Consider the following 16,586-nt stretch of genomic DNA (forward strand, 5'->3'; position numbering starts at 1 on the left):
ATGCCGATCATTGACAATTACTTCCAGCAGCTCATCGAGCTGGGCGGATCCGACCTTCACCTCAGCCAGGGGCAGCCACCGAAAGTGCGCGTCCACGGCAGCATCAAAGCCATCTCTCCGGACCTCCTCACGAAGTCCACGATGGAGACGATGATGCGCGAGATCTGCGAAGCCCGTGCCTGGGAACGCTACACCGAAAAGGGCGATCTGGACTTCGCCTATGAAATGGATGCGGAGCACCGCTTTCGCTGCAACTACCTGAAGCAGCAGAACGGCTACGGGGCGGTCTTCCGTATCATTCCCACCAAGATCGCCAGCCTGGAGCAGCTCGGCATCCCGCAGGTGGTGAAGGAATTTGGCCACATGCGCAGCGGCCTGGTGCTGGTGACGGGCCCGACGGGCTCCGGCAAGTCCACGACGCTGGCCGCCCTGCTGGACTACATCAACACGAACTTCCGCCGCCACATCATCACGGTGGAGGAGCCGATCGAGTTCGTGCATAAGAACAAGAAGAGCATCATCACCCAGCGTGAGGTGCCCATCCAGACGCCGAGCTTCGCCGACGGCCTGCGCGCTGCCCTCCGTCAGGATGCGGACATCGTGCTGGTGGGGGAAATGCGAGATCTGGAAACCATCTCCCTGGCCCTCACGGCGGCGGAGACGGGTCTCCTGGTCTTCGGCACCCTGCACACGAACAACGCCCGCAAGACCGTTGACCGTATCATCGACGTGTTCCCGGCGGATCAGCAGAGCCAGGTGCGCACGATGTTGGCTGCCTCCCTGAAAGGCGTGGTGGCCCAGCTCCTCATGAAGAAGGCCGACGGCAAGGGCCGTGTGGCTGTGAATGAGATCATGGTCTCCACCCCAGCCGTGGGTGCCATCATCCGTGAAGGCGCGACCCAGAAGCTTTACGACGTCATCATCGGCGGCAAGGCCCAGGGCATGCAGTTCATGGACGATGCCATCTGGCAGAAGCTGCGCGACGGCTACGCCAGCCCGATGGAGGCGTACATGAAGGCCATCGACAAAGGCCGTTTCAAGGCCTTCCTGCCTCCCGAAATGCAGGCCGTGGCCAACGCCGGCGGCGGCGAGGCGAAGAAGTAAGCTTCGCGTTTATTTGATCAAGGGTGCAGCCGCGAGGTTGCACCCTTTTTTGTGGGTGGGGAGGATCGGGGGGGCGGACGGATCTCGGAGGGAGTGGGGCGGGCTTTTTTTAACAGGATTGACAGGATGACAGGATTAACAAGATGTGTGGCAAGTAGGCGGGGGCGGATTTTTCAACCACGGAACATGCGGAAGACACGGAAGGTGGTGGTTGGGAGGGAGTGGGAGCGGGGAGTTTTTAGACAGGATTTCAGGATTGGCAGGATTTACAGGAAGTGTGGCCAAGGGGCGGATGGGAGCAGGTTTGTTCGGTCTGTTGGTGTCTAGCCTTTAGGCGACTCCCTGACCTGTCGGACCTTCTCCAGATCGCCTAAAGGCTAGACACCAACAGAGCTGGCGAGAACGGAGGTGTAATCCGGTTTGAGCCCAAGGAGCGGGACTTGCCAAGTCCCGTGGTTTGGGGAGTTTTTGGGGAGCTTGAGGATGTGGGGGCGGACGGGGGCTTCCAGCGTCCTTTCAGGACGCGACCTTGATTGACATCGTTTGTTAGGTGAGGGTCCGGTGGTTCTCGGTGGCTGCGCCCCCTTCACCACCGGCTACTTTCCGGGCTCCCTCCGGGAGCCGAGGCCGGAGTGGCGGGTGCGGAATTCCGCAGAAGGGAGGCCTTTTGGAAGCTCGGAGGTGGGTGAGCTTTCGAAAGCGCCAGAGGACTGGCGCAGTCCAGGACGCTTCGCGGCTGCGGTGCCGCTGCGACTGTCGAGGAGGAAAGGTGGGGGTGGGTTCAGGGGACTGGACTTGGCAAGTCTTGCTCCTTGTGGGCGTGAGGGAAGCTCGTTGTGGGGGAGCATTCGGGCCCTCCACCCGCTGGCGCGGGCAGCTACGGGATGTAGCTGCGCCCGCCAGGGCGTGGGGTTTGGGGGCTGCGAAGTTAGGAGATAGGACCTAGAGATCGTATAGGGCCTATGTCTGGAATGCTCGAGATGTGAGAGCATTCGGCCATCACGCGCGCGGAGCGCGGGTGTTTACAAGGGGTAGCTGCGCCCGCAAGGGCGTGGGGTTTTGGGGGAGCTCGATTGGGGGAGAGCTTTCGAGTCGGCCACCTGCTGGCGCAGGCAGCTACGGGGGGCGTTTTGGCCTAACCGAGAGTTACTTCATCGGCTCCATGTAGTAGATGCCGGTGGTCATGGTGTAGGCGTTGGGGATGGGCATGCGCTTGAGGGCGTGCTCAGCGCCCCAGGAGTCGGTGTAGAGAAATTCGTTGGTCTTGAGGTTGTAGCCGATGATGAGGCGCATGTGGCCGCCGGCGGCCTGGGGGATTTCGGGCTCGGGCAGGAGGCCGAGCATGACGCCCCACATGACCGGGATACCCTGATCAATAAGGCCGGTGATGCTGCGCTGGAATTTGCCGAAGCCGGAGCGGTCGCGACCGATGCGGGAGGTCTTGAGGACTTCGCCATCCATGGCGCCGTAGATTTCATCAATGTAGATGGTGCCGTCGCGCGGGGCGGCGCTGACTTCGCGTTTGTCGGCGCGTTTGGCCTCTTTGTTGTAGTCGCCCACCATGTCCATGAAGGTTTTATAATCCCAGTTTTCGATGACACGGACGCGGACGCGGAGGCGACCTTCGAGCTTGTTGAGGGCCTCGTACATTTTGGCGGGGCTGGTACCGCCGTCGCTGCTGCTATCCGCCACCTGGGCCATCTCATGCTGATCGACGGGGATGCCGTAGTATTTAAAGACGCGCTCGGCGGTGGCGACGGCGCAGTAGCCTTTGGGGCCTTGGTCCACCATGGGGACGTTGGCGATGAGGACATCGCCATTTTCCTCGCGCTTCAGGTTGGCGGTGAGGGAGTCTTTGGTGACGGAGGGGGCCTTGGCGGCGGCGGTGGTGGTTTTGTCCTTGCCGCGCTCCGTGGAGGGCACGCCGAGCTGCTGGCCGATGGTGGCACGGTGAGCTTCGATGAGGGCCTCGAATTTCTCGCGGGTCATGAACTCGCTGTTACTGTCGCCCCGGTTGAAAATGGAGAGGCTGATGCGAGTGGGCTGGCCTTCGGGGCTGAAATTGATGAGGGCCTCGGTGACGGGGAGGCGGCCCTGCCAGAGGCTGAGTCCGGGGCCGAAGAATCGGGCCTGGTCGCGCTTTTCTGAGAGCCACTGGAGGCCGGTCTGGGCGAAGTGCTGCTGGAACTGATCGGCCGTGGTCTGCCAGACGTTTTCGCCGGTGAGGGAATCGAGCGGGCGGGCGGGGGCGGCGGGCTGCTGGGCCTGGAGGCTGCCGGTGAGCACGAGGGTGCCGAGGCAGGCGAGGGTGCGCCAGAAGCGCAGGGGGGAGCAGCGGGGGGCTGGGTGGGAGGCCATCGGTATTTGGAGTCTTCTTCTACGGAGGATGCTCAAAAAAAAGCTCACTTTGGAAGCTTTTTCCAAAGTGAGCTGTAAAAAGCTCGGCCCGATAACGATGGGCGGTCTGGGGGTCTTTCCCCGGAAGCGGCTCAGTGGGCTGCGGGCTTGGCCTCTGGGGCGTGGGCGGCAGGAGCAGCAGGAGCATGGGCCGCAGGTGCGTGGGCGGCGGGCTTGGCGTGGTCGTCCTTTTTAGCTTCGCCGTGGTGGGCATCGCCGTGGCCTTCTTTGTGCATGCCTTCATGGAGCACTTGGGTTTCTTCCCAGGAGTGCTTGTCGCAAGAGACGGAGGCAGTGAGGAGGGTGGCGAGTGCGAGGAGGGCGGGGACGGTTTTCATGAAGGGGTGTTCGACGCGGCCTGAGAGTAGAGTGGGATTGCCGGGGTGCAATCGGGTTTTGCAAAGTGCGGGGCCTGTGGGAGAAAAACGCGGCGGGGCGGCGGACGGGGGCTGGCTGACCGGGGGGCTAGGGAATGCAATGACGGTCTGCATAGGATGCTGATTGCGAGGGCGGCGGGTTGGCTTTATGTTTCGGGCTCCCCCACCCCCCCTTTTTCTGCGACGCATGGCTGACCATACTTTCCGACTGTCCTCTGGCCGCACGCTGGGCTTTGCTGAGCATGGTGATCCTGCGGGGGTGCCGTGCTTTTACTTTCATGGCTGGCCGAGTGCGCGGGTGCAGGGGGCGCTGATGGATGAGGCGGGGCGGCGGCATGGGCTGCGGTTCATTTCGCCGGACCGGCCGGGGATCGGCCTTTCTGACTTTCATGAGGGGCGGGAGCTGAAGGACTGGCCGCCGCTGCTGGCGGAGCTGGCAGGGCACCTGGGGATCGACCAATTTCACGTGCTGGGCTGGTCTGGCGGCGGGCCGTATGTGCTGGTGACGGCGCTGACGATGCCGGAGCGGCTGCTGAGTGCGACGATCGTGTGCGGGGCACCACCGCTGGCGTTTCTGGGCTATGAGCACATGTTCTGGATGTACCGGCTGATGATCCGCCTGCGCCATGCCTTCCCGACGGTGTTGGGGGGGCTGCTGCGGGTGGGGGAAAAGGTGGCCAGCGGCGCGCCGGACCGGGCACCGCTGAAGTGGCTGGTGGGGATGCTGGGCCGGGCGGACCGGGCGGTGCTGAGGCAGCCGGAGATCTTTGACAAGGTGCGCGCGGGCATGGTGGAGGCGCTGCGCCGGGGCCCGAGGTCGGTCATCGCAGATGCGGACATCTACCTTTCTGAATGGGGCTTTGAGGTGGGGGCCATCGGCTACCCGATCCACTTTTGGCATGGCAAGCAGGACCGCAACATTGACTGGCGCTACACGGAGAAGCTGGCGGGCATCATGCCGCACACGACGACGGAGTGGCTGGAGGAGGAGGGGCACTACTCCCTGCCGGTGACGCACCTGGACGCGATCCTGAAAAAGGCGCTGGCACGGTGAGGTGGCCCGCCTGGAGGGCGACGGGTCTGTCAGGGGAGTAACGCAGAGACGCGAGGAGACTTTTCTTTGGGCGGTTTTTAGGATGATCCGATTTAGCGTGATGGATGGGTGAAATTGCGGCCGTTCGGGCGTCGCGCTGCGACGCGATGAGTGAAGATGGTGCGCCCTCCAAAACCGCGCCTTGAAAGGCGCGGCTAAAATACGGACGCCGCTCTGCGGCTGGGGAAAGAGGCATCGGGATGTGTATTAGTCCCAGGAGGCCTGAAACTTGGTTTCACACAATCAGTGTGGTTAAAGCGTATGATTTGCTGCCGGATGTTTGGCAATGTTTCAGGATGATACGCGTGTGTTTCTGATTTTGAGGCCGGGCGGGAAACTTTTTTTGGCACTTGGCCTAACTGGGGGTGCTAGTGGCTAGACAAGGGTGGGTGCGGGGGTGGAAATTGATGCATGAGCAGTTCCTATGATCCAAACCGGCAACGCATTGACGCCCGGCCACGCAATGTGTACCATACGCCTGAGGGCAAGCGGGTGGTGGGGCCGACGAGTGCGGAAATCAGCGCGCAGACGAGCCAGCGCCAGTACCGGGGCGGGCCACTGTATGAGTCGCGCCCGCTGACGCAGGGCGGTGGCTTGGACGGATATTATGCGATGCAAAAGGGTGGTCGACCACGGCCGCAGTCCCAGGTGCGGGAGCGGCCATCTGCGCCGCAGGCTCCGGCGCTGCCTCCGGCCAAGATCGAAACCGCCAAGGATGGCAGCCGGACGCTGACGAGCCCCTATGGCAAGGGATCCTCCACCCCGGGACAGCCCGGTGTGAAACCTGCCGGGGACCCGAGGCTGCGGGCGGAAATCGACGAGATGAAGAAGCGGCATTCGCACAACATCTTTGGCTCGCAGGCGGGACGGCTGGCATCGGAGCCGAAGAGGGACGTTCCGGCGACGATCCAGGCGGGCACGATCCAGGCGGATACGGCGGCGGCTTTTAAGAAGGAGCTGCCGCCGAGGGAGATCATCGGCGGAGGGGGATCTGCCGTGCCGAATCCGGTGCCGGTGCCGAAGTCGCTGGAGCCTAAGGGGGAGGCGGCGGGCATGGGCACCCTCCAGGCGGAGCCGGGCGCGGCCTTTAAGAAGGAGCTGCCACCGATGGACCTGGGCCTGCCGCCGCTGATGCGCAACAGCTACTCGCACCTGGCCCAGCCGCCTGCGCGGACGAAGAAGACGCTGCTGGCCTGAAGGTGACTGGTGGACCTGCGGCGTGAGGATGCCGCAGGTCCGCCGACGCCACGCTTTTTGTTATCCTGATTACCTGATTCCGGGCTGCCGCGCCTGTGCGGATGGCGGCCCATCATTCCACGCTTTTTGTTATGCCTTTTGTCCAGACGATGCACCCCGGGGAGCTGGCGCGGCCAGCCCTGCGCAAGAAACCCTACCCGGAGGATGTGCCCGCTGTGGCTGCGCCCGGTCCTGTGCCTCAGGTGCAGCCTGTGCCCCAAGTTCAGCCTGAAGCCATCCTGCAGCCCCCGGCACCGACGGTCCCGGAGGTGAAGCCGCTGATTTATGGCTCCCAGGCATCGCGCCTGCTATCGGCCCCTCAGGCCCCTCAGGCCCCTCAGGCCCCTCAGGCCCCTCAGGCCCCTCAGGCCCCGGCTGCTCCTGCGGCCCAGCTTCCTCAGCGAGGGGCGGGGACTTTTTATGGACTGCCCCTGGGGCCTGCACCGGAGGCGGTGGCCAGTGCTCCAGCGGAGAGGTCGCCAGCGCAGCGGCCTCCTTTCCAGATGAATGTGGACCCGCCACGCCCTCTGCCCAGCGTGCCGGAGGATGAGATGGAGCGGCAGCGCGCCGCCCATGAGGGCGAGATGAAACGGCTGGAGGAGGACCCGGTGACGGCACGCTTTGCCCAGCAGTTGCGAGGGCTGGAGGCGGATGAAAAGGTGATGAGGGAAAACATCCGCGCCACGCTGCCGGAGGCGGAGCAGGAGGAGATGGTGAAGAAGCTGGAGACGGAGCTGCTGTTTGAGCGACTGCGTGTGGGCAAGGCCATGAACCAGGCGCTGAACGCGGAGGCGGAGTCGCTGAGAACGGCGGCGGGAATCGCGCACCGGAAGGGGCAGCAGGCCTATGAGGAGCGGATGGAGGCGCATGAGAAGTCGTGGGCGGAGCAGCAGCATCCGCTGCTCAAATGGGCGAATACGATCGGCGATGCGCTGCAACTGCCGGGGCCGCTGAATACAGGCTGGTGGGCGCAGAAGGTGGTGGATGATTTTGGCCCCCATGACCACCAGAGGAAGCGAGTGCAGCAGCAGGTGCGGAGTGAGGAAGAGGCGGAAGTACTGCGGCGGGAGGCGGTGAAAAAAACGGGGCTGGATCCGGACAATCCGGAGCATGCCCGCCTGCTGGAGGATGCGAAGCAGATGGACTGGACCGCAGGGGGCCAGCAGGTGGGGGAAAGCGCGATCTCGGGCACCGGGATGGCGGAGGCGGAGTCCCTGAAAAACGCGATGATCCAGTCCCTGACCGAGGGGAAGTGGGAGGTGAACCGTGCGGAAAACAGCCGACTGCTGGCGGACGGCAGCGTGGTGGTGAATCCGCTGCTCATCCATGATGATATGGCCTATGCCAAGGCGGTGCAGGAGGCGCAGGCCACGCCGGAGGCGAAACGGCAGGCGATGGACAGGCTGAGGGATCTGCAACGCGGCCAGGCAAAGGCGCTGCTGCCTTCGCTAAAGTCCACGCCGGATTTCTTCCCTGGGGAGCAGTTCACAGACTATGTGGGGCGGCGGGCGCAGGAGGAGCCTGCCTTTGGCGTGCTGCCGGAGGCGGAACAGGCCAGGCTATTCCTGCGGGAGCAGGTGCAGCGGGGCTATGGCACGCGCCTGGCAGATAAGCTGGGAACATCCTTTTTGTTAGGCACGGGGGACTTTTTCACCCAGGTGAATGGGGGGCTGGCCATCGCCACGGGGGGGCTGCCGGGCGTGGGCGAGTATTTCTCCCAGAACGCGGCCGACCTGGCCATGCTGGGCGCGATGGTGGATGAGAGCACGGAGGCGCGCACGGGCACCGGTGCCCTGGGCCGGGTGACCGGGGGCGTGGTGCGGATGCTGCCACCGTTGGTGGCGCAGGCCCTGATCACCCGCGGCCTGCGGGTGAATATGCTGCCGGAGAAGGCGGCCAAGGCGGTGATCTACGGGCTGGCGGGGGCGCAGACGGCAGGCGGGCAGTATGCCGCGCTCTACGGACAACTGCGGCAGCAGGGGGCAGGCCCTATGGAGGCGTGGCTGAGCGCCAGCGGCCCGGCCATGGCCTCGGGCCTGGCGACGGCTGGGCTGACGGCCCTGGGCGGTGCCACGGGCACGGAGGCGCTGCTGCTGCCGGGCGCACGCGGCAGGGTGGCCCAAGGGGTGCGCGGCTTTTGGAAGGAGGCGCTGAAGAATGTGCCCGCCCATGCGATGAAGGAGGTGCCGGAGGAGTTCTTCGATGAAATGGCCTCGACCGTCATCGAGGCCATGGCGCTGGGGAAGGACCCTAAGGAGGCCCTGGGCGGGTTCCTGGCAGAGTCACCCGAGTTCATCGGGTCGGTCATGCTGCTGGGCGGCAGCGGCGGCCTGCACTCGTCGCGCCAGCAGGCGCAGGCTGCTGCGCCAGTGCCCCTGCTGCCAGCTCAGGGTGGTGACAGGCCCGTTCCAGTGCCGCCCGTGGCGGGTGCGGGTGGGGCCACAGGGAATACAGCGGAGATTCAGCGGCCAGATGCCAGCGTGCCCGCAACCCCTCCCCTGCCTACACAGCCCCCGGCACCTGTGCCGCCTGGCCTGCCGATGGCGGTGGGTGACGAGGTTGGGGGCCCCGCCCCTCAGGCTTCGCTAGATCCCATGCCGCCAGGGCAGCCGCCGCAGGCAGTGAGCAACCACCCGGAGAGGGCGCAGGCGACGGCCCCGGCCATTCACCGTGTGGCTCCCCCCGCCCCACCCATCTGGCAGGGCCGCGCGCGGCATGGCGAGGATGCGGCGGTGCTGGGTCGCAACCCAGACGGGACCTTTCAGGTTCGCTTGAATGGCACGGAGAAGACCTTCAAGGAAAGCCAGCTGGCCGCGATGACCGGGATGCAGCGCGGGCCGCTGTATGCGCACCTGGCCCAAGCCACCCGGCAGCAACTCGCTCTGCCTCATCCCTCTTCCCTGCCCCCGATTTGGCAGGGCCGTGCGCGGCATGGCGAAGATGCGGCGGTGCTGGGCCGCAACCCGGACGGAACCTTCCAGGTGCGGCTCAATGGCGCGGAGAAGACCTTCAAGGAAAGTCAGGTGGCTGCGATGACGGGGATGCAGCGCGGGCCGTTGTATGAGATGCTGGGGAGGGCGACGGTGAACCGAGAAAAGAAGGCAGGCCAAGCCCCTCTGCCTCCTCAGGCTTTCGCTGGAGTTCCAAGCAGGCGATTTCAGTTCAGTCAGACCCACCCAGCCGACAGTGAGGCCGTCAGCGTCCACCGCCAGATCGCGGAATCTGAGGACTCCTTCCAGCTTGGCAAGAGCAAGCCAGACAGCACCTCCGTGCAGGAGTTGGTGGAGGCTTTTTCTTTGCAGGAGCAGCCTTTGAAACTGCTGGAAGAAAAACCTTACCGAGGGGCAGGCAGAGAGTATCTGCTAACGACTCCGAAAGGGATTGTCCGCATGGTGGAATTGACCCGCGAAAAGGAGATCTTCGTGGACACGAGCAAGGCTGCCAGCAACGAATCCAAAGCGGGCGGTGGGGCACAAATCTATCAACTGGCGCAGACCTACGCACATAACAAAGGTTTCCGCTTCCGAGCCGATGACAGCGTGTCCGAAATTGCCCAGAAACGCCGCATCAGCCAGATGATCGCCAGTGCCCTGCGGCACGGCACCACGCAACATCTGAAAGGTGACCATGAATTTGTAGATGAGAACGGCCAGTGGCAAGTGGACGTGCCGGGGTGGAAGACCGGAGACCACGACCACAACCTGGCCCTCCTCCTGAAGGCCGAGCACGCCTATGTCATGCAGGAGGCGCAGGCGCGGGGCATTGACCTCAGCCATTTGACACACGATCTGGCGACGGATAGCATTCTTGATGGCCATACAGGGACCCCCATTACCAGAGCAACTCTCGAATCTCTTGTGGACCGATTGGAACCCGGAGCTAGTGGAGTTGGCGCGGCTACACTTCTTAGGGCCCTTGTCACCGGATCCGCGTTACAGCGAGAGGGATCCGGGGGGAGCGTTCGACCTGTACGGCGTATTCAGGGTGGAGACACCCGAGGAGAACAAGATCGGCAATCAAATGAGCGGCTGGTGTCGGTGGCACGGAATCTTTACTATAGTCGATCACCGGAAGGCGCTGGAGGCTTACCGCCAAGGCGAGTGGGTGACGCCGTATCCAGAGGGCCCGGTGGGCTCGCCGCCGCCCTTGCCGAGACGGCCCGGTTTCTAAATCAGAAACAGCCCGGCCTGGTCAATGCGCACACGCATCTCTTCACCACGGTGGAGGAGTTGCTGGGCTCCGACTATGCCCGGCAATACCCCTTCACGGCGGAGCAGATCACCAGCCTGCGCAAGGCGGAAGGCTTCCATGATACGGAGACGGGCCACAGCTTCGTCATCACAGAAAACACCCGCTTGCTGCCCGGCGAAAGCCCGCAGCAGGCCCTCATCCGCGTGCTGCTGCATGAGCGCGTGGGGCATGGTGGGTTGCACATCTTGTTAGGCGATGCAGAGAGCGCCCGCTCCCGCCGCTGGGCTGCCCTGAGTGCACAGATTCCGCCAGCAGAGCTTGAGGCCATCGCGGCGGAAACAGGGTACCGGCACCTAGCTGGAAGACGCGAGGATCTCGCCTTTGAATGGTTCGCCCGCCGCACGGAGAAGGAGGTGAGCCTGCTGGAGAAAGGCAGCCTGCCCCGGCAAATGTGGGATGCCTTCCGTGAGATGGTGATGGATTTCATGGCCAGTCTAAACCTGAAGTCCACGCTGGGTCGCAGCTTTGAAACCCAGGTAAAAGACCTGCAACGCCGCGCCCGCGAGGCCGCCTTGAGACCGGTGAGGGACAGGACAAACGCGGGGCAGTCCGCGCCTGATTCTTTCCGCCCGCAGGCCACGCCCGACAGGAGAAGCACCTCGTCATTGGATGATGTAAACCACCTTTTTACATCGCTATCGAACAATCCCCATAACGGCAGTCTTGCCTCCCATCCCCCTTCCCTGCCACCCATCTGGCAGGGCCGCGCGCGGCATGGCGAGGATGCGGCGGTGCTGGGTCGCAACCCGGACGGGACCTTCCAGGTGCGGCTCAATGGCGCGGAGAAGACCTTCAAGGAAAGCCAGGTGGCCGCGATGACCGGGATGCAGCACGGGCCGCTGTATGCGCACCTGGCCCAGGCCACCCGGCAGCAGCTCGCCCTGCCTCATCCCGCTTCCCTGCCCCCGATCTGGCAAGGCCGTGCCCGCCATGGTGAGGAAGCGGCGGTGCTGGGTCGCAACCCGGACGGGACTTTTCAGGCGCGCATCGGCGGCCAGGAAAGGACCCGTACGGAGCGCGACGTGGCCTACATGACGGGGATGCAGCGCGGGCCGCTGCATGAGATGCTGGGGAGGGCGACGGTGAACAAAGCTCGCGTGGCTTTGCTTCCGCCTCAGGCTATCGCTGGAGTTCCAAGAAGCCGACTCCACTTCAGCCAGACTAATTCAGCCGACAGTGAAGTCGTCAGCGTCCACCACCGGATCGCGGAATCTGAGGACGCCTTCCAGCTTGGCAAGAGCAAGCCAGAGACCCTGGGCAATGCCAGAGAAAATGACTGGCGTGATTCCCTGGAGGAGTTGGCCGTGGCGTTTTCCGTGAGTGAAAGCCCACTAATCTTAGGAGAAGATTACCAGCACCATCCGGATGGATACGCCTTCTATCTTCATACCAACAAAGGTTCTGCCTTTGTGATCATTAACCCGCCCAAAGGGCAGGACAAGGGGACTGTCCAAATCAACTCGCCCGGTCTTGATAGCAACACAGAGAAGGCGGGCGGGGGTGCTCAGGTTTACCAAATGGTGCAGACCTTTGCCCACAACCACGGCTACACCTTCCTTCCAGAAGACACCGTCAGCCCCATTGCCCAGAAACGGCGCATCAGCCAGATGGTCTCCAGCGCCCTGCGCCATGGCACCACCCAGCACCTCAATGGCCTAGCTACTTATAAGGACGCAGCCACTCGGGCGATCAAGACCGAAGTCCCTGGCTGGAAACCTGGAGACCACGATCATAACCTGGCCCTTCTTCTCAGGGCCGAGCACGCCTATGTCATGCAGGAGGCGCAGGCGCGGGGCATTGACCTCAGCCATTTGACACACGATCTGGCGACGGATAGCATTCTTGATGGCCATACAGGGACCCCCATTACCAGAGCAACTCTCGAATCTCTTGTGGACCGATTGGAACCCGGAGTTAGTGGAGTTGGCTCGGCTACACTTCTTAGGGCCCTTGTCACCGGATCCGCGTTACAGCGATCGTCCGCCGGGAGCGGCGTTTCAACTATATACCCGGATCAGGGTGGACACACCGGAGGGACTGAGGGTGGGGGACTCGATGGGGAGTTGGTGTCGGTGGCACGCGATCTTTACTATAGCCGACCATCGGAAAGCGCTGGAGGCTTACCGCAAAGGCGAGTGGGTGACGCCGTATCCAGAGGGCCCGGTGGGCTCGCCACCGCCCTTGCCGAGACGGCCCGGTTTCTAAATCAGAAACAGCCCGGCCTGGTCAATGCGCACACGCATCTCTTCACCACGGTGGAGGAGTTGCTAGCCTCCAACTATGCCCGGCAATACCCCTTCACGGCGGAGCAGATCGCCAGCCTGCGCAAGGCGGAAGGCTTCCATGATACGGAGACGGGCCACAGCTTCGTCATCGCCGAAAACACCCGCTTGCTGCCGGGAGAAAGCCCGCAGCAGGCCCTCATCCGCGTGCTGCTGCATGAGCGCGTGGGGCATGGTGGGTTGCAAATCTTGTTAGGCGATGCAGAGAGCGCCCGCTCCCGCCGCTGGGCTGCCCTGAGTGCACAGATCCCGCCGACGGAACTGGAGGCCATCGCGGCGGAGACAGGGTACAGGCATCTGGCTGGAAGACGCGAGGATCTCGCCTTTGAATGGTTCGCCCGCCGCACGGAGAAGGAGGTGAGCCTGCTGGAGAAAGGCAGCCTGCCCCGGCAAATGTGGGATGCCTTTCGTGAGATGGTGCTGGATTTCATGGCCAGTCTAAACCTGAAGTCCACGCTGGGTCGCAGCTTTGAAACCCAGGTAAAAGACCTGCAACGCCGCGCCCGCGAGGCCGCCTTGAGACCGGTGAGGGACAGGACAAACGCGGGGCAGTCCGCGCCTGATTCTTTCCGCCCGCAGGCCACGCCCGACAGGAGAAGCACCTCGTCATTGGATGATGTAAACCACCTTTTTACATCGCTATCGAACAATCCCCATAACGGCAGTCTTGCCTCCCATCCCCCTTCCCTGCCACCCATTTGGCAGGGCCGTGCCCGCCATGGTGAGGATGCGGCGGTGCTGGGTCGCAACCCGGACGGGACTTTTCAGGTGCGCTTGAATGGCACGGAGAAGACCTTCAAGGAAAGCCAGGTGGCCGCGATGACCGGGATGCAGCGCGGGCCACTGTATGAGATGCTGGGGAGGGCGACGGTGGGGCGGATGCGGCAGATGCGGCGAAGTCGGACAGATGTGCCCGTTACCGTAGGATCTCAGACGCAGACCGACAGCGAGCGGTTAAAAGAGCCTCTAGAGGCACGCTGGGCACGCAAGCCCCTGCCCGCAGGAACAGACCCCAAAGTCGCGGAACAATGGCGCCAAAAGCTCCAGAACAAGCACGTTCCTAACCCGATGGCTGCCAGTGATGTGTTTGATTGGGTGGAGGGACTTTCTTTCCAGGATTTACGTTTTGAAACGGAAAGAGCCGCCCAATCCTTGTTCGATCTGCTGCCCAGAGAAATCATGGAGAAGGTAGGCAAGGTAAACGTCCAGCTCGTGAAGGAGATTCCAGGCAAAGTCCTCGGAAATTACGATGCCAACACCAACATGCTGAGTATATCCCTGGATGAATACAAGGTATGGTCGGGCAGGCTGCGGGCAGGAAAAATGCGGGAGCTCATGTGGCATGAACTGGGACACTGGCTGTATCACCAGGCTGATGCCCACCCGCGCCTCAAAGATTGGAAACAAGCCATCCGTTTGCATTGGCTGAAGCGAGTGCAGGGGCAACCCATCCGCACGCATGAGGAAGGATGGAGATACATTCTTGACGGGTGGATCAATGAATATGCTGGCCGACTCTACCGAGGCTGGGCAGGGGGCGCAGAAATACCCTCCGTCTATCTCGAAGAAGTCTCTTGGGGACCCGAGAGAATCGCCTATCATTGTAGGAACAAGCACCAAACGGAAACTTTTGACATTGTCACCTCCCTCTTTGGCCCATTATAATAGATATCAATATGTTCATCCATCTTCTGAAAGACGGCAAGATTGTATTGGCAGCGAGAACCGCCCATACACCAGACAAAGACCATGACAGGTTCCTTCCTGTAACTTATGAAGGTGACACTACATTGGTGAATGAAATACACATAGAATCCATACCCAAACTTCTAAAGAGTGATTTTTCCATTGCAGCTCACGATCATGGCCTGCGTCTAGAGGGAGACTATGAACAATACATTGTCCGCAAAAGCCTGACCCTTCCTGAAAGGCCGGGCTCAGGGTATTCTGACAGTCTTGGCCCAGATGACATCATTTACTGACTGCCCCGCAGATGGTTTATTGATAGCTTGGATTAATCGCATCCCCATAATATCAAAGGCTGTCGGATGGTCACTTCCACACGTGCAGGCAAGGACTGGATTTGGTGCTGATGCTGCCCAGACGGTGCAGGCCTTGGGTTGCTGTAACACTGACTGGGATCAGATGAAAAAAGTTATGGATGATTTAATGTTAAAGAAAGGATGGCTATGAAAGACACCCACCAAGAACATAAGCACCCGACCCAAGAACAAATGGAACTGGCCATGCAGGTGGGCAAGTATTCGCAAGCTGTAAGAAATGGTACCATGCCCTTAGAGGATGCCATCGACATCCTGATGCAACCCCCGTTTAATTATCCCAACAGGAGACGCGCCTGGCATGTCCTGGATCCAGGACCGCCCACCCCGTGAGCGACCTGTGAGACAACTGAATGAGGGTAGCGCATCACCATTCCTATCCGCGTGAGGCGGATGTGGCATTGATATCATGTCGCGCGGTCGCCCGCTCAGGCGATGCAAGCCGTGGGGCTGCTTTTGGCAGGCTTTGAGTTGCACCTGGCCCAGGCCACCCGGCAGCAGCTCGCCCTGCCTCATCCCCCTTCCCTGCCCCCGATCTGGCAAGGCCGTGCGCGCCATGGTGAGGATGCGGCGGTGCTGGGTCGCAACCCGGACGGGACTTTTCAGGTGCGCTTGAATGGCACGGAGAAGACCTTCAAGGAAAGCCAGGTGGCCGCGATGACGGGGATGCAGCGCGGGCCGTTGTATGAGATGCTGGAGAGGGCGACGGTGGGGAGATTGGGGGGCTCTGACGTATTTGAGGCACCGCCCGTTCCTAGTGGGGATTTAGGCCCAAACGATACCTCTCTGGAGTCACTTGCTCCAACAAGAGAAGTGCTTCTCGATTCACTGACTAAAAATGTGCCTGCCTTTAGTAACTATTCCTCTGCAAATATCAAATTGCCTCAGACCATAAACGACTTGCAATCCATGCTTAAACCGATGCAGGCAGAAGCCAGGCATCTGATTGCCTCAGACCATAAACGACTTGCAATCCATGCTTAAACCGATGCAGGCAGAAGCCAGGCATCTGATAAATGAGGCAAACAGGCTCGAGTTGGAATTGAAGACTTTGGATCATGCTCTTATTAAGGGGGGCATGTCGCATTCAAAACAGATCGAAGCCACTGCTGCAAAAAAGCAATTTAAAGCCATGCTAGATACTGTTACAAAGAGGCGACTCGCATTGGCCGAGGCGACACGCATGTTAGTAGCCATTCCCCCAGATAAACGTGGCCACGTGAGATGGAGGCAAAGGCTGGTCTTGGATCTGGGCAAACACGCGGCCGCAGCGGGTGACTTGACAGCTCAGTATGTTGATGCTCGCCTTTTGCCAAGCCTGACAGTAGGTCTTGTCTCCTCAAATAAGCCCAGAGCGACCTATGACAGTACCGAAAGAGCCATTAAACTTGATCCAGACAAAGCCAGCCTGAGTGATGCTATGCACGAGATAACCCATGGTATAGAACATCAAAATCCAATCATACTCAGGAAAACAATAGGGTTTCTGAACCAGCGGGCCAAAGGGAGCAATTCAGAGCAAATGTCTGTTATGATGGACGGATTTGATAATAATCCGGAAGCCAGAGGTTATCGTGATAAATGGTGGGCGCGTGGAGGTGACCACTATTCGGGCCGATATTATACCGACAAGGCAGGCAAGATCATTGCGACCGAGATTGGAATGCCCCCGAAGTTTGAGCCAGTTTTTATGAGAGTCCTGGGTGCGCTGGCGGTTTCGTTTCTGGGTTTGGGTTTTGGTTTGAGACAGCGTTTTTATCTTCGTTTCGGGGACCAGCAATGCCTT

10 protein-coding genes are annotated in these 16,586 nt (G+C 61.5%); 8 read left to right on the forward strand and 2 right to left on the reverse strand.

From position 1 onward, the window contains the following. Positions 1-1,104 (forward strand): type IV pilus twitching motility protein PilT, encoded by a 1,104-nt coding sequence (locus tag ABEB25_RS16415; RefSeq protein WP_345737508.1) that lies wholly within the window; start codon positions 1-3, stop codon positions 1,102-1,104. A 1,146-nt stretch (positions 1,105-2,250) separates the two neighbouring features. On the opposite strand, the gene ABEB25_RS16420 is transcribed toward ABEB25_RS16415, so the two are convergent. Both ABEB25_RS16420 and ABEB25_RS16425 read right to left on the reverse strand, forming a co-directional pair. Beyond that, positions 2,251-3,462 carry a C39 family peptidase gene (locus ABEB25_RS16420; protein ID WP_345737509.1) on the reverse strand — a complete coding sequence of 404 codons (1,212 nt, stop codon included), beginning with the start codon at positions 3,460-3,462 and terminating at the stop codon, positions 2,251-2,253. 131 nt (positions 3,463-3,593) lie between these two features. Continuing rightward, positions 3,594-3,839, reverse strand: coding sequence for a hypothetical protein (locus ABEB25_RS16425; protein ID WP_345737510.1), 246 nt, complete (start codon positions 3,837-3,839; stop codon positions 3,594-3,596). A gap of 226 nt (positions 3,840-4,065) precedes the next feature. Here ABEB25_RS16425 and ABEB25_RS16430 point away from each other — a divergent pair, with 226 nt between their 5' ends. The 7 genes from ABEB25_RS16430 to ABEB25_RS16460 all read left to right on the forward strand — a co-directional run. Then, a complete protein-coding gene (locus tag ABEB25_RS16430; protein ID WP_345737511.1) occupies positions 4,066-4,932 on the forward strand; it encodes an alpha/beta fold hydrolase in 867 nt (288 codons plus the stop codon). 450 nt (positions 4,933-5,382) lie between these two features. After that, positions 5,383-6,168: a hypothetical protein gene (locus ABEB25_RS16435; protein WP_345737512.1), complete on the forward strand. Its 786-nt coding sequence runs from the start codon at positions 5,383-5,385 to the stop codon at positions 6,166-6,168. 131 nt (positions 6,169-6,299) lie between these two features. Then, complete coding sequence (locus tag ABEB25_RS16440; RefSeq protein ID WP_345737513.1) at positions 6,300-14,405, forward strand: hypothetical protein; 8,106 nt, start codon at positions 6,300-6,302, stop codon at positions 14,403-14,405. A gap of 11 nt (positions 14,406-14,416) precedes the next feature. After that, positions 14,417-14,722 (forward strand): hypothetical protein, encoded by a 306-nt coding sequence (locus ABEB25_RS16445; RefSeq protein WP_345737514.1) that lies wholly within the window; start codon positions 14,417-14,419, stop codon positions 14,720-14,722. Between the two features lie 207 nt (positions 14,723-14,929). Next, positions 14,930-15,133 (forward strand): hypothetical protein, encoded by a 204-nt coding sequence (locus tag ABEB25_RS16450; RefSeq protein WP_345737515.1) that lies wholly within the window; start codon positions 14,930-14,932, stop codon positions 15,131-15,133. Between the two features lie 111 nt (positions 15,134-15,244). Further along, entirely contained in the window at positions 15,245-15,784 is a 540-nt protein-coding gene (locus ABEB25_RS16455; RefSeq protein ID WP_345737516.1) for a hypothetical protein, read from the forward strand. Beyond that, positions 15,777-16,586, forward strand: an 810-nt coding sequence (locus ABEB25_RS16460; protein ID WP_345737517.1) for a hypothetical protein, incomplete at its 3' end; no start/stop codon positions are given. The genes ABEB25_RS16455 and ABEB25_RS16460, both read left to right, overlap by 8 nt.

Origin of the sequence: Prosthecobacter algae (genome assembly GCF_039542385.1) — a bacterium.
Lineage (GTDB): Bacteria > Verrucomicrobiota > Verrucomicrobiia > Verrucomicrobiales > Verrucomicrobiaceae > Prosthecobacter > Prosthecobacter algae.

What these genes read in the sequence shown, in the direction of transcription:
- ABEB25_RS16450 (WP_345737515.1), top strand. Translation starts at nt 14,930, where the DNA reads ATGAAAGACACCCACCAAGAACATAAGCACCCGACCCAAGAACAAATG.
- ABEB25_RS16425 (WP_345737510.1), bottom strand. Translation starts at nt 3,839, where the DNA reads ATGAAAACCGTCCCCGCCCTCCTCGCACTCGCCACCCTCCTCACTGCC.
- ABEB25_RS16415 (WP_345737508.1), top strand. Translation starts at nt 1, where the DNA reads ATGCCGATCATTGACAATTACTTCCAGCAGCTCATCGAGCTGGGCGGA.
- ABEB25_RS16430 (WP_345737511.1), top strand. Translation starts at nt 4,066, where the DNA reads ATGGCTGACCATACTTTCCGACTGTCCTCTGGCCGCACGCTGGGCTTT.
- ABEB25_RS16420 (WP_345737509.1), bottom strand. Translation starts at nt 3,462, where the DNA reads ATGGCCTCCCACCCAGCCCCCCGCTGCTCCCCCCTGCGCTTCTGGCGC.
- ABEB25_RS16440 (WP_345737513.1), top strand. Translation starts at nt 6,300, where the DNA reads ATGCCTTTTGTCCAGACGATGCACCCCGGGGAGCTGGCGCGGCCAGCC.
- ABEB25_RS16445 (WP_345737514.1), top strand. Translation starts at nt 14,417, where the DNA reads ATGTTCATCCATCTTCTGAAAGACGGCAAGATTGTATTGGCAGCGAGA.
- ABEB25_RS16435 (WP_345737512.1), top strand. Translation starts at nt 5,383, where the DNA reads ATGAGCAGTTCCTATGATCCAAACCGGCAACGCATTGACGCCCGGCCA.